Origin of the sequence: Micromonospora sp. NPDC051543 (assembly GCF_044454415.1) — a bacterium.
Lineage (GTDB): Bacteria > Actinomycetota > Actinomycetes > Mycobacteriales > Micromonosporaceae > Micromonospora.
In genome coordinates, this window is the sequence record NZ_JBITDT010000005.1 from 295,808 (window position 1) to 309,289 (window position 13,482).

The 13,482-nt window shown below is 71.9% G+C and carries 12 protein-coding genes and 1 pseudogene; 11 read left to right on the top strand and 2 right to left on the bottom strand.

Annotation, left to right across the window (positions count from 1 at the left end):
• Positions 1–18 precede the first annotated feature (18 nt).
• The 10 genes and pseudogenes from ACIA3K_RS11505 to ACIA3K_RS11550 all read left to right on the top strand — a co-directional run bounded on the left by ACIA3K_RS11505 (position 19) and on the right by ACIA3K_RS11550 (position 7,715).
• Positions 19–678 (top strand): SAF domain-containing protein, encoded by a 660-nt coding sequence (locus tag ACIA3K_RS11505; RefSeq protein WP_396800638.1) that lies wholly within the window; start codon positions 19–21, stop codon positions 676–678.
• 2 nt (positions 679–680) lie between these two features.
• Positions 681–1,481: a ParA family protein gene (locus ACIA3K_RS11510; RefSeq protein WP_396800639.1), complete on the top strand. Its 801-nt coding sequence runs from the start codon at positions 681–683 to the stop codon at positions 1,479–1,481.
• On the top strand, positions 1,471–3,012 hold the full coding sequence (locus tag ACIA3K_RS11515; protein WP_355048369.1) for a CpaF/VirB11 family protein: 1,542 nt from the start codon (positions 1,471–1,473) through the stop codon (positions 3,010–3,012). Before ACIA3K_RS11510 ends, ACIA3K_RS11515 begins: the two co-directional genes overlap by 11 nt.
• A pseudogene (locus tag ACIA3K_RS11520) lies at positions 2,973–3,919 on the top strand (type II secretion system F family protein). Before ACIA3K_RS11515 ends, ACIA3K_RS11520 begins: the two are co-directional and overlap by 40 nt.
• A 37-nt stretch (positions 3,920–3,956) precedes the next feature.
• A complete protein-coding gene (locus tag ACIA3K_RS11525) occupies positions 3,957–4,826 on the top strand; it encodes a type II secretion system F family protein (protein WP_355048777.1) in 870 nt (289 codons plus the stop codon).
• A gap of 25 nt (positions 4,827–4,851) precedes the next feature.
• Positions 4,852–5,055 (top strand): hypothetical protein, encoded by a 204-nt coding sequence (locus tag ACIA3K_RS11530; protein WP_355048371.1) that lies wholly within the window; start codon positions 4,852–4,854, stop codon positions 5,053–5,055.
• A 5-nt stretch (positions 5,056–5,060) separates the two neighbouring features.
• Entirely contained in the window at positions 5,061–5,507 is a 447-nt protein-coding gene (locus ACIA3K_RS11535) for a TadE family protein (RefSeq protein ID WP_396800640.1), read from the top strand.
• Positions 5,504–5,971 (top strand): TadE/TadG family type IV pilus assembly protein, encoded by a 468-nt coding sequence (locus tag ACIA3K_RS11540; RefSeq protein WP_396800642.1) that lies wholly within the window; start codon positions 5,504–5,506, stop codon positions 5,969–5,971. The genes ACIA3K_RS11535 and ACIA3K_RS11540 overlap by 4 nt, the downstream gene beginning before the upstream one ends.
• Positions 5,968–6,414, top strand: coding sequence for a pilus assembly protein TadG-related protein (locus ACIA3K_RS11545; RefSeq protein ID WP_396800644.1), 447 nt, complete (start codon positions 5,968–5,970; stop codon positions 6,412–6,414). The genes ACIA3K_RS11540 and ACIA3K_RS11545 overlap by 4 nt, the downstream gene beginning before the upstream one ends.
• A 14-nt stretch (positions 6,415–6,428) precedes the next feature.
• Complete coding sequence (locus tag ACIA3K_RS11550) at positions 6,429–7,715, top strand: LysM peptidoglycan-binding domain-containing protein (protein ID WP_396800645.1); 1,287 nt, start codon at positions 6,429–6,431, stop codon at positions 7,713–7,715.
• A 168-nt stretch (positions 7,716–7,883) separates the two neighbouring features.
• Here the strand turns inward: ACIA3K_RS11550 and ACIA3K_RS11555 are convergent, their stop codons facing one another.
• Positions 7,884–8,738 (bottom strand): Rieske 2Fe-2S domain-containing protein, encoded by an 855-nt coding sequence (locus ACIA3K_RS11555; protein ID WP_396800647.1) that lies wholly within the window; start codon positions 8,736–8,738, stop codon positions 7,884–7,886.
• A 185-nt stretch (positions 8,739–8,923) separates the two neighbouring features.
• Here ACIA3K_RS11555 and ACIA3K_RS11560 point away from each other — a divergent pair, with 185 nt between their 5' ends.
• Positions 8,924–9,724 carry a crotonase/enoyl-CoA hydratase family protein gene (locus ACIA3K_RS11560; protein ID WP_396800649.1) on the top strand — a complete coding sequence of 267 codons (801 nt, stop codon included), beginning with the start codon at positions 8,924–8,926 and terminating at the stop codon, positions 9,722–9,724.
• Between the two features lies 1 nt (position 9,725).
• Here the strand turns inward: ACIA3K_RS11560 and ACIA3K_RS11565 are convergent, their stop codons facing one another.
• Positions 9,726–13,430 carry a discoidin domain-containing protein gene (locus ACIA3K_RS11565; RefSeq protein WP_396800651.1) on the bottom strand — a complete coding sequence of 1,235 codons (3,705 nt, stop codon included), beginning with the start codon at positions 13,428–13,430 and terminating at the stop codon, positions 9,726–9,728.
• Positions 13,431–13,482: the final 52 nt, after the last annotated feature.

The window sequence follows — 13,482 nt, forward strand, 5'->3', positions numbered from 1 at the left end:
ACGAATGGAGATCGAACGGTGAGTCTGGCGACGCGTAACGCGACCGGACCGGTGGACGCGCCGGTCAGCCCGCCCAAGGTGGTCCGGCAGCGCCGCGTCCGTCCAGGCCTGCTGGGTCTCGCCGTCCTCCTGATCGCCCTCGGTGGGCTGGGGGCCGCGTTCGCGGTCACCTCGGTCCGGGCCACCGGCAGCTACCTCGCGGTGGCCCGACCGGTGGAGGTGGGCCGGGAGGTCACCGCCGCCGACCTGATCACCGTGCAGGTCGCCGGCGGCCAGGGGCTACGCCCCGTGCCGGCGGGCCGGCTGGACGAGGTGGTCGGCAAGCGGGCGGCCGTGGCGCTGGTGCCGGGCACCCTGCTCACCCTCGGGCAGGTGACCGACGACCCGCTGCTCGGCCCGGGGCAGCAGCAGATCGCGCTCGGCCTGAAGACCGCCCAGGTGCCCGCCCGCGCGCTGCACCCCGGCGACAAGGTGCTGCTGGTCAGCACCCCGGACGACGACGCCACCGGGGCGGCCGCCACGGCGGGCACCCGGTTCACGGCCACCGTCATCGACATGGTCAGCCCGACGGACGACGAGAAGGTGCTGTACCTGGCGCTCCTCATCCGGGACGTACCCGCCGTGGTGGCTCTCGCCGCCCAGGAGCGGGTCGCCGTCGTGCTGATCGAGGCGGCCTGACCATGGCGATCATCGCGTTGGTGTCCGCGAAGGGCTCGCCCGGCGTGACCACCTCGGCGTTGGCCTGCGCCCTGACCTGGCACCGCCGGCTGGTCCTCGCCGAGTGCGACCCGGCGGGCGGGTCGATCCTCGCCGGCTATCTGGGCGGCCAGTTGGACGGTCCGCGCGGCATCGGGGAGCTGGCCGTCGGCGAGCTGCGCGACGGCAACCTGGAGACCGCGTTCTGGTCCCAGTTGGTCGACCTGGACGCGCCGCGCCGGGAACGGCTGCTGCTGCCCGGCCTGGTCGATCCGACGCAGGCCGGCAGCGTCAGCCCGCTCTGGCAGCGCTTCGCCGACTACTTCAACGCCCTGGACCGGGGCACCCCCGGCTACGACGTGCTCGTCGACTGCGGCCGACTGCACGTGAACGCTCCACCGTGGCCACTGCTGCGGGCCGCCTCGGTGGTGCTGCTGGTGACCCGGGCGAACCTACCCGACCTGTCCGGCACGCGGGCGGTGGTCACCACGATCGAGCGGGACTTCGCCGAACACCGGGTACCGCCGGGCACCCTGCGGCTGCTGCTGATCGGCGACGGGCACGGGCGCGCCGAGATCAGTCGAGGACTGAAGCTGCCGGTGATCGCCCGGCTGCCGCACGACCCGCGTACCGCAGGGGTGCTCGGCCTCGGGGGGACCGTGCGGTCCGGACGGCCGCTGCTGCGCGCGGCGACCGCGCTTGAGGTGCCGGTCGGGGCGTTGCTGGAACGCCGACGGGCACGGCTGGCCTGGCCGGTACAGCAGGGGGTGCCGGATGCGGTTTGAACCCGTCTCGGCCGACCCCCGCCAGCAGCCGCCGGGCGCGACGTCCACCGCGCCACCGCTGAACCCCGCGAACGGCCGGCACCACCACGTGACGCCGATGCCGCAGCCGACGCCCACGGCCACGCCGCCGCCCGAGACGGCCCCTCGACCCCGGATGGACTTCCAGGTGGTCCGGGAGCTGCGCCGGGAACTCACCGAACGCCTCACCCTGTGGCAGCGCGGCCGGGAGTTCACCGTCGACGAGGAGGACACCGAGCGGGCGCGGCTGGCCGTCCAGGTGGTCGCCGAGTACGCCGACGCGGTCCGCCGGGCCGGCACTCCGATGGCCGCCGGCGAGGAGCGTCTGCTGCTCGACCAGGTGACCGCCGAGCTGGTCGGGCTCGGCCGGCTCCAGACCCTGCTGGTCGACGACACCATCGAGGAGGTGCACATCCTCGGCTGCGACCAGGTGCGCATCACCCGACACGGCGGCGGGGTGGACTGGGGCGAGCCGATCGCCGACAGCGACGCCGAACTGGTGGAGATCCTCCAGGCGGCGGCACGGCGGGCCGGCGCGACCGAGCGGTCCCTGTCCACCGTGAAGCCCACGCTCGACCTGCAACTGCCCGACGGCAGCCGGTTGGCGGCGGTGTTCCTGGTCAGCCACCGCCCGTACGCGGTGATCCGCAAGCACAACACCCTGGACGTGAGCCTCGACGACGTGGCCGGTAGCCGGGGCGACCTGGACGAGATGATCGACCCGCTGCTGCGCGACTTCCTGCGCGCCGCCATGCGCGCCGGGTTGAACATCATGGTCGCCGGGCTGGCCGGTGCCGGAAAGACCACAATCATCCGGGCCTTGATGAACGAGATCCCGCCCGACGAGCCGTACGTGCTGCTGGAGGAGAGCCGGGAACTGCTGCCGGCGCGCCGCCGCGAACGGCACCGGGCGGTGATGAGCTTCGAGGCGCGGGAGGGGCACGGCGAGCGCGGCTTCGACGGCCGTCCGGCGGGCGAGGTGACGATCGCCGACCTGATCCCGCTGTCGCTGCGGATGGGCGTCCTGCGGATCATCGTGGGCGAGGTGCGGTCCCGCGAGATCGTGCCGATGCTCCAGGCGATGACCACCAGCCGGGGGTCGATGTGCACGATCCACGCCCGCACGGCCGCCGGCGTCGGCGAGCGGATCGTCGAGCTGGCGTTGGCGCACGGCCGCGAGATGACCGTCGACCAGGCGCGTCGGATGGCCGGCAACGCCCTCGACCTGATCGTCTACGTCACCGTCGAGGACGAGAGCGCGATCGGCGGACGTAAGCACCGGTTCGTCTCGCACGTGGAGGAGGTGATCGGGGCCGGCGAGGCCGGACGGATCACCACCACCACCGTCTTCGGTCCCGGTCCGGACGGCCGCGCGGTCCCCCGACACCTGCCGGAACGGGTCCGCGACCAGTTGCTCCGCGTGGGGTACGACTCCCGACTGCTGACCCGGTGGATCGAGGCCGGTACGGGCGCGTGGCGGCGACCCCGACAGACCCGACTGGCCCGGCGGTGACCTGATGGGGAACAGCCTGGAGTTGATCGCGGTGGTCTCCGGGGCCGCCTGCGTGGCGGGACTCCTGCTGGCGGTGGTCGCGCTGGTCGGCACCCGCCGACCCCCGGGCCCCGGCCCGGGAGCGGGGCCCGGCCTGAGTCGCCTCTGGCGGGGCTCCGGCGCCACGCCCGCCGAGCGGCGGTCCTACCAGGCGCTGCTGCTCGCCGCGGTGGTCGCCGGGGCGTTGGCGTTCCTGCTGACCGGGCTACCGGTGGTGGGTCTGCTCGTGGCGGTGGCGGTACCCGGTACGCCGTGGCTGTTCGCGGTGGGCAAGGCCGAGCAGCGGGCGATCGCCCGGATCGAGGCCGTCGGCGAGTGGACCCGCCGGCTCAAGGACGTGTCCGGTACGGGCCAGGGCCTCCAACAGGCGATCATCAGCACGATCGGCAGCGTGCCACCCGGTATCGAGGACGAGGTACGACTGCTCGCCGCCCGGTTGCAGGCCGGCTGGCTGGCCCGCTCCGCGCTGCTGGCGTTCGCCGACGAGATCGGCGACCCGGTCTGCGACCAGGTGGTGGCGGCCCTGATCCTGCACCTCACCGACCGGGGCGAGCGGTTGGGCGACGTACTCGGCTCGATCGCCGGCGCGGCGTCCGCCGAGGTGGCGACCCGCCGGGAGATCGAGGCCAAGCGCACCCAGCCCCGGTTCGCGGTCCGCTTCCTGACCGGGATGACGCTGGCGACGCTGGCGTACGGGCTGGTCAACACCGAGTACATCGAGCCGTACGGCACCCCGACCGGTCAGGTGGTGATGGCCGCGCTCGGCATCGCCTTCATCGGCCTGCTGGCCTGGGTCCGCTCGATGAGTCAGCCGCAGCGACCGGCCCGGTTCCTGCCGGCGCCCGACCCACAGGAGGTCGTCGCGTGAGCGCGAGCGCCACGGTGCCGGCACGAGGCCCACGATGATCGTCAACTGGCTCCTCGGCGTCGCCGTCACCGGCGGGGCGGCGATCGGGTTGGGCCTGTTCCTGGTGATCCGCGAGCTGGTGCCGGCCACTCCCGCGCTCGGTCCGGCGCTGCGCCGCCTGCACCAGCCGCCGGGTACCGGCCGGGTGGCCACTCCCGCCTCCCGGCGGTTGGACTGGCTGACCGGGCTGTCCCGCTGGCTGCGACCGCCACACCGGCAGCTCGCCCTGATCGGCCAGACCCCTGAGCAGTACGCGCTGTCGGTGCTGCTGTCCGCGCTGATCGGACTGGCCACGCCGACCCTGCTCGGGGTGGCGCTGTTCGTCCTCGGCATCTCGCTGCCGCTGGTCGTACCGGTGCTCGGGGGCCTCGGAATGGCTTTCGTCGCCGGTCTGCTGGCGCACCGGTCGGTCCTGACCAAGGCGGACGCCGCCCGCGACGAGTTCCGCCAGGCCGTGTGCACGTACCTGGATCTGGTGGCGTTGCAGCTCTCCGCCGCGCACGGGCCGGTGCAGTCGTTGGAGCGGGCCGCGGCCGTCTGCGACGGCTGGGTGTTCGATCGCCTTCAGGAGGCGCTGCGGATCGCCCAGATGCAGATGCACGCCCCCTGGGACGAGCTGCGCGACCTCGCCGACAAGATCGGGATCCCGGAGTTGGGCGACGTCGGCGCGATCATGCGCTCCTCCGGCAGCGAGGGCGCGCAGGTGCACGAGACCCTGCGCAGCCGGGCCGACTCGCTGCGCGACCAGATCCGCACCGACAACCTGGCCCGCGCCGAGGGCGTGACCAGCAAGCTCGACATCCCGGGCGCGCTACTCGTCTTCGTGCTGCTCGGTTTCGTCGTCTACCCGTTCATCGCCCGTGTCTGATCCGACCCCCGAAAAGGAGTACGCCATGTCCATCCTCACCTACCTGCACGTCGTGGTGACGACGCGCTTCGCCGAGCTACGCCGGGACGGCGAGCGGGGCGACAGCCCGGTACCGACTGCGGTGATCATCTTCGGCCTGGTCTTCGTGGCCACCGTCGTCACCGGCCTGGCGCTCGGCAAGGCCAACGACTGGATGAAGGCCATCCCGGGCCACGCGAACCCGAAGTAACCGACATGCGTCGAGTCACGGACCCGAGGTGGCGCCGGGCGGTTTCCACCGCTCGGCGTCGTCTCGTGACCGGCGACCGGGAGCGGGGCGCGAACCCGGTGGAACTGGCCGTGGTGATGCCGCTGATCCTGGTGCTCCTGTTCGCATCACTCCAGGTGGCGGCCGTCTTCCTGGCTCGTGCCACGGCGTTGAACGCCGCCCAGAGCGGGGTCAACGCCGAACGGCGGTACAACGCGTCCAACGGCGCCGGGGTAGCCAGCGCCAAGCAGTTCCTGTCCACCAGCGGCAGCTGGCTGCTGGGCTGGGACAAGGCCGGCGGTCCGAGCTGTGTGACCAGCGAGATCGACGTGACCTGCACGGTTTCCGGCCGGTCCCTGTCGGTCGTACCCGGCGTGGACTTCGAGATCGGTCAGACCGCGCACGGGCCGGTGGAGCGGGTGACCGCGCCGTGAGCCGGACCACCGAGCGTGGCTCGGTCTCCATCGAGGTGGCGGTGCTCGCGCCCGCGTTCATCGCGCTGATGGTGCTGGCGGGCGTTGCCGGACGCAGCGCGGTGGCCGCAGAGGCCCTCGACGCCGCGGCGCACGACGCGGCCCGCGCCGCGTCGATCTCCCGCAACCCGACCGACGCCAAGGAACAGGCCCGCAAGGCGGCCCAGGAGCAGTTGGACTGGCACGGACTGAATTGCGGAGCCGCTCCGACTCTGACGTTCGGCGGCAGGGTCGGCAACGAGAACACCGGATTCGACAACGCCTACCGCAGCGCCCTCGGCCAGAACGCGACGGTCACCGTCACGGTCGAGTGCAAGGTGTCGTTCCGCGACCTACGGCTCAACGCCGTACCGGGCATGCCCACCGAGAACAAGATCGCGGCCAGCTTCACGTCGCCACTGGACCGTTACCGGAGCCGAGGATGAACCTCCGTACGCTCTCCGGCGACCACGGCCGGGTCAGCATCTTCCTGGCCGTGGCGATGATCGGCGTACTGGCCATTGTGGGACTCTCGTTCGACGGCGCGGGCCAGCTCCGCACGCTGCAACGCGCCGACAACCTGGCCGCTGAGGCGGCCCGCGCGGGCGGGCAGGCCATCGACCGGGCCACCGCGATCGAGGGTGGGCCGACGCGGATCGACCAGCCGCAGGCCCGCGTAGCGGTCGCCGAATACCTCGCCGCCGTCGGCTCCACCACCAGCCACACCGTGAGCTTCCCGCAGATCGCCGGGGAGGTCGTCGTCCGGGTACGTCTCACGATCACCTACCGCCGCTCGATGCTCGGCCTGTTCGGCTTCGCCGACCAGGTCACCATCACCGGCGAGGCGACCGCGCGGGCCATCGCCACAGCCCCAGCCCCGCCCCCATAGGAAGGAAGGCAGCCATGTCCGCATCGGGTCGGTCCGTCGTACGGCGGACGGGACGTGTCCTCACCGGCCTCGGCGCGCTTGTCGTGCTCTGCGCCCTGGTGGCGGGCGCGCCGGTCGCGCTGCTCGCCTTCGCCGGCAATCCCCTGCCCGACCATCTGCCCACCCTCGCCGAGGTGGGCACCACCCTGACCAGCCGGGACGACGGGCAACTCTTCCTGCGGGCCCTGGCGCTGGCCGGTTGGTTCGGCTGGGCCACGTTCACCTTCTCCGTCCTGGTCGAGTTGGGCGCCCAGACCCTGCGCCGGCCGGCGCCGAAGCTGCCCGGGATGAGCCGCCAGCAGAAGGCCGCTGCCGCGCTGGTCGGTTCGGTCGCCCTGATCCTCGCGGCCAGCCCGGCCGCCGCCAGCGCCGCCGCGGTCTACGCCGGCCCGACGTACGCCCAGCCGGCCGCGTCGGCCACCACCACGCGGCTCACCGAGAGCACCCCGCTGGGCCTGGCCGCGACCGGGCCCCGCGACGCCCTGGGGAGCGGGCCGCTCGGACTTGTCGCGCCGGGCGGGCCGAGCCCCGGAGACCAGGCTGCGCCGGTGTACCGCGTTGCCCGGGGCGACTACCTCGGCGAGGTGGCCGAGCGGTACCTCGACGAGTTCGACGACTACCGGCAACTCGCCAAGCTGAACCGGCTGGACGACCCGGACCGGATTCGTCCCGGGCAACTGCTCCGGCTCCCGGCGGAGGCCACCGACCAGGGCGCACGCTCGCACGCCACCGGCAAACTCGTCGGTCGCCCCGCCGCGCCCACACCGCCCGCGCCGCGACCGACGCCGGAGCAGTCGGTGCCGGAGCGCGCGGAACAGGCACCACCCAGCGGTACGGAGTCGACGGGTCAGGCGCCCACGATGACCGTCGGCGCGGCCCGGGCCGGAGCCACCGACCGGGTGAACCGACCGCTGGCCGTCTCCGCCGTCCTGGCCGTGGCGAGCATCGTCGGCGCCCAGATCGGCGCGGTCCTCGGTCTCCGTCGTCGACCGGCCACCGCCGGCGCCGCGCCCCGGCTGACCGCGGCCGCCCGTACCCCGCGACGCCGGTCGACCGGGGTCGGCGGCAGCTCCACCACCGGGGGCCGAGCGGGCAGTGGCGCCGCCTGGGCCGCCCGTCGTGCGGCGGCGACCACCGAGACGCCTGCCCCGCCCACTGGCCCGCCGACCGGCACGCCGCTGGCCCTGCCCGGTCGTAGTGCCGGAGCGGTCGGCGAATGGGACGACGACGGCATCCAGGGCGGTCGGCACCGGCGGGGTTGAGCCGGCACCCGCACGCGTAGGTCGCAGCCCCGCTCGCCGAGTTCCGCACGAACGACGCCCGGGAGCGGACACCCCACACGGACTGATGCCACATAGTCATCAAGATGACTATGTGGCATCAGTGCGTCGAGGGCGGCCGGTGGTCCTCGTCGGCCCGTAGCACGCTTGTCAGGGGAGACGGGTCTGGAGCACGCCGTCCTGGATGCGGGTGGGCAGGATCTGCTGGTCGTTGCCGGAGGGTCCCTGCACGACCTCGCCGCCGTTGAGGCGGAACGCGCTGCCGTGCCAGGGGCAGACCACACACGCATGGCCGTCGATCTCCTGGACCTCGCCCTCGCCCAGCGGCCCGCTCTGGTGCGGGCACCGCTCCAGCATCACCGTGACCTCGTCGCCATGGCGGTAGAGGATCACCGAGATGTCGTCGTCCACCTCCCGGGTGATCAGCGTGCGCTGCGGGAGGGTGGCCATGTCCGCCAGCGAGTGCCACCCGTCGCTCATCCGGTGCAGCTCGGACACGCTCTGGTTGACCTGGGCGCCCTGCTTGTACGCCAGGTGCCCACCGATGTACGCGCCGAGGCTGACGGCGGAGAGTCCGAGGAACCCGAGCGCCTTGCCGACGCCACTCCGCCCGGAGAGCCGCGCCGCCAGTGAACCGGCGTAGAGGCCGACCCCGACGGTGTCCGCGGCCGCGTGCACGAGGCCGACCCGGCGCTGATCCCGGGAGAGCGCCGCCCAGTCGTTCAAGCCGGCGACCGCCGCCGGCAGGGCGCTGACCGTCCCTAGACCGACCAGCACGGTCGCCGGTCGGCGCTGCCCTGGCATCAGGTCCAGCACGGCGGCACTGATCCACGCCCCGACCGGCACCTGCACCATGGCCGGGTGCAGCGGGTGCCCCAGCGTCACGCCGTGCAGCAGGTCCCGCAGTCGCCGCGGTCGCAGCGTCCCCAGGACAGCCTTCTGCAACCGGTCACCCGCGCGGTCCAGCCGGGAGTCCTGCTCAACTTTCGTCAATAGCGCTCGCACGAGTACCGACTTCCCGGCGATCCCCCTCCCAAACCGGTCGCCGACGACAAACCTGCCACGCGCCGCTCTCCCGCCGATCTTGCAGTTTCTGCTGCGACAAAACAGCCTCTAAGAGGTAAATCGACAACCCAAAGTGCAAGATCGACGAGATTGTGGGGGCGCGGGGCAGGCGGCATGCTGGCGGGATGGGTGTGCGGGTGGAGCGTCGTGGGGCTGTTACTACGGTGATTCTGGATCGGCCGGAGGCTCGGAACGCTGTCGACGGGGCTACCGCTCGGGCGTTGGCGGATGCCTTCCGCGCCTTCGAGGCTGATCCGGGCGCGTCAGTCGCCGTGCTCTGGGGTGCGGGCGGCACGTTCTGCGCCGGGGCCGACCTGAAGGCCGTCGGCACGCCGAGGGGTAACCGGGTGGAGCCGGAGGGGGACGGCCCGATGGGTCCCACCCGGATGGTGCTGAGCAAGCCGGTGATCGCGGCCATCTCGGGGTACGCGGTCGCTGGCGGCCTGGAACTGGCGCTCTGGTGTGACCTGCGGGTCGCCGAATCAGACGCCACGCTCGGGGTGTTCTGCCGCCGCTGGGGAGTACCGCTGATCGACGGCGGGACGGTCCGGCTGCCTCGGCTGATCGGGGAGAGCCGCGCGATGGACCTGATCCTCACCGGGCGTGCGGTGCCGGCCGACGAGGCGTACGCCATGGGGTTGGTCAACCGGGTGGTGCCGCCGGGCCGGGCGCGGGCGGCGGCCGAGGAACTGGCGGCGGCGATCGCCCGGCATCCGCAGACCTGCCTGCGCAATGACCGGGCGGCCCTGCTGGCCGGTACCGGGCAGCCCGAGGCGGAGGCGCTGGCGACCGAACTGGCGTACGGGATGGATTCGCTGGCCACTGACGCGCTGGCCGGCGCGGCCCGGTTCGCCGCGGGCGAGGGCCGGCACGGCACGACGCCGCCGGGAGGGTGGGACCTCCCGACGGCGTCGGCTACCGGGTGAATCAGTTGCGGTTGATGGTGAAGGTCGTCGTGGGGTTCTGGATGTCCACCGCGTTGTTGCTCAGGCGCAGGTTGGTGAAGGTGACCGACCCGACGGCGGGACCCTGCCCGGCCTCCGGCATGGGGTTGGCCCAGATGCCGAAGCCGGACTTGGCGTCGTAGGCGTCACCGCTCTTGCGGGCGCCGCTGATGGAGATGTTGGTGAAGACCGTGTCGGTGATCGGGTTCTGCGGCTGCCCACCGACGTAGTTGGTCTGGAACATGATGCCGCTGTAGGTCGGATCGACGATGTCCACGTCGCTGACGCGGATGCCCTGGAACACCTTCGAGGCGGAGAACACCCAGATCGCCGGGAAGGTCTGCCCGCCCCAGAAGTGCCCACCGGCCCGGACGATCGAGATGTTCTCGAACTTCGTGGGCGGGCTCGCGCCGAAGCCGTTCATCGGATAGCCGAAGTCGAGCGAGCTGATGGTGATGCCGGAGTAGACGAGCGTGTCCGCGATGTAGATGTTGCGGAACGTGTTGCCGTAGCCGCCGTAGACGGCCACCCCGGCGGCCCGCCAGGTCAGCGTCGACGTCAGGTTCTCGTAGATGTTGTCCTTCATGTCGGCGCCGCCCGCGTCGATCGCCGAGAACAGCGCGAAGCTGTCGTCGCCGGTGGCCCGGGCGTCGTTGTTGCTGACCAGGTTGTTGGTGCTGCCGTTGGTCATGTTGACACCGTCGGCGAACAGGTTGCGGATCCGCGAGTTCTTGATCGTCATGTAGTCGGTGTTGGCGCCCCAGTAGAGGCACACCTGGTGCTCGGCCCAGATGTTGTCGATCACGATGTTCGACACGTTGGAGAAGTCGAACACCTTGCCCGGGCCGTCGATGCGCGAGGTGTAGTTGCCGAAGTACGCGAAGTTCTTGAACGACGAGCCGGCCGCCGAGTTCTCGGCCCGGAAGCCGATGTCGGTGTTCTCCTGGCCGGACGGCGCGTTGAACCGGGTGTACCAGGGGCCCGCGCCGGTCACCTGGACCGCCTTGCCGTACACCTGGAACTTGGACGAGGTGGAGTAGTTGCCGGCGGGCAGGTACACCCCGATCAGGTTGCCGGTGGTGTCCATTCGGACCCGGTCCAGGGCGTTCTGCACGTCCTGGTGGGTGAAGCCGGTCGGCGTGGCGTAGCGCGCCGAGTCCGGGTTGGCGATCGGCGACACCTGCTCGGTGTTGATGAAGTCGATCGCGTAGTTGGTCGTGTTGGCCGCGTCCTTCTGCAGACGGATCTTGCTGCCGGCCGGCACGGTCGAGTTGAGCATGACGTTGGCTTCGTCGTAGATGTGCCGCGGTCCGCCCGCGCTCGGCGAGTTGCCCGGGCTGGTCTCGTTGCCGTACAGCCAGGCGTAGCGGGACGTCAGGTCGATGGCCTTGTGGAACGTGCCGTTGACGTAGACGTTGAGCGTCGAGTTGATGCCCCCGCCGCCCGCCGCGTCCGGGATGGAGAAGCGGGTGACCAGCGTGTTGGTGCTGGCCCGGGTGGTGAACTCGACGTAGGCGCCGGTCGAGTTCAGGGTCACCGCACGCCGGCCGGACGCCTCACCGGCGACGTCGCCGACGGTCCGGTTCGGGCCGACGACGTTCGCGCCGCCGCCGACCACGCCGTCCTCGGCCTCGTACATGTCGTACGGCATGTTGGCGCCACGCCCGACGAAGAGCGGCTGGTCGCTGGTGTTGTTGGTCTGCTTGACCGGCAGCTCGTTGGCGTCGGCGGCGAGCACGACCCGGACGGTGTACTTGCCGTTCGCGGCCGTCCAGGTGCCCAGGTTGACCGGGCCGACGGTGGCCCCGGCGTTGATGACACCGGAGTACGAGCCGGTCAGGGTACGGACCACGGTGCCGGAGTCGTTGAGGACAGTCAGCGTGATGCCGTGCGAACCGGACGCGGACGCCACGCTGCCGGCGTTGCGGATCGACACGGAGAACGTGACGGTGTTGCCGGCCGACGGGTTACCCGGCGACCAGGCGACCGAGGAGGCGACCAGGTCACTGGTGGCGACCGGGCTGACGACCAGCGGGCTGGGGTTGGAGTAGCTGTTGTTGGTGTCGTCCTGCTCGACGACGGTGTTCGACTCGTCGACCTTCGCGCTGAGCGGGTAGCTGCCCGCGTCGCGGGTGCCGATGCTCGCGCTGACCGTGGTCGACGCGCCGGCCGCGAGGGCACCGACCGACGCGGTGCCGACCCGGGTGGAGCCCAGGTAGAAGTTGACGTTCGTCGCGGCGGAGGCCGCCGAACCGGCGTTCCGCACGGTCGCCGAGAGCGTGACGGTGCTGGTCTCGACGGGCGCGGACGGGCTGAACGACATGCCGGTGACGGTGAGGTCCGGGTTCGGCGCGGGGGTGCCGAAGACCTGGAACTCGGCCACCTGACCGGCCGGGGCGCCGGTGTTCGAGGCGATCGAGAGGCGAACGTCGGCCGCCGCGCCGGAGACCGGGATGGTCACCGTGTTGCCGCTGCCCGGGTTGAACGTGTAGTTGGTCGCGCCGACCAGCGTGGTGAAGCTCGACGAGCCCTGGTCCCGGCCGAGGACGGTGATGTTCTGGGTACGCGTACCCCACGCCGAGTCCGGGTTGAGCTTCAGCACGACCGAGCTGAGGCTGGCGTTCGCGCCGAGCTGCACGGTCAGCGTGCTCGGGTTGCCGTTGCCCTCCCAGTAGGTGGCCACGTTGTTGTCGTTGGCGTTGGTCGCCACGAACGTGTGCACGTACCCGGAGGCGGTGATCGGCTTGCCGACCGCCAGGTTGCTCCCGGTGGGCGGGTTGCCGGTGCCGGTACGGGTCACCGTGTTGCTGTTCGACGACTGGTTGCCGGCCGCGTCCTTGGCCCGCACGTAGTACGAGACCGTGGCGCTGTCCGCCTGGCTATCGGTGTACGTCAGCGTCGAGCCGCCGACGCTGCCGCGCAGCGCGCCGTTGGCGTAGACGTCGTACCCGGTCACCCCGACGTTGTCGCTCGACGCCGACCAGGTGAGCCGGATCTGACCGCTGGCCGGCTGGGTGTACGCCAGGTTGCCGGGGGCGCTGGGGGCCTGGGTGTCGGTGCTGCCGCTGGAGCCGTACACCTCCACCTCGGAGAGCTGCGCGGCCGGCCAGCCGGTGTTGCCGGTGACCTGCACCCGTACGTAGCGGGTGCTGGCGGCGGTGAAGCTGACGGTCGCGGTGTTGCCGCTGCTCGGGTTGAACGTGTAGTCGGCCGACGACTTCAGGGTGCTGAAGGACGAGCCGTTGGTGGAGCCGAGCACCGAGAGCGTCTGCGTACGCGTCTGCCAGTCCGACGACGGCGGCAGCTTCAGCACGACCCGGTCCACGCCGACCGTCGCGCCCAGGTCGGCCTGGATCCACTGCGGGAACGCGTTGTTGGCGCTCTCCCAGTAGGTCGAGGCGTTGCCGTCGTTCGCGTTGCTCGCCACGTAGTTCTGGTTGTAGCTGCTGGCGCTCATGGTGGCCGAGAGCCCGGCGAGCAGGGCCGCGCGGGCGGATCCCGCGGGTGCGGAGGCGGGCGTCGCCGCCGGTGCCGCGGCCGCGGGGGTGACGGCCGGAGCGGCGGCGAGGAGCAGTCCGGCGAGCGTGCCGGCGAGCAGTCGGCGACGGGCCGGAGATCGGTCGGCTCGGACGGTCGAACCGGGCGAGCCGGTTCGCGGGGTGCCTCGGGTGGGGCCGTTTCTGGACATCGGTCGCTACACCTCTTTCGGGGGTGGTGTGGGGTGCGTTGCCCGGTGACGG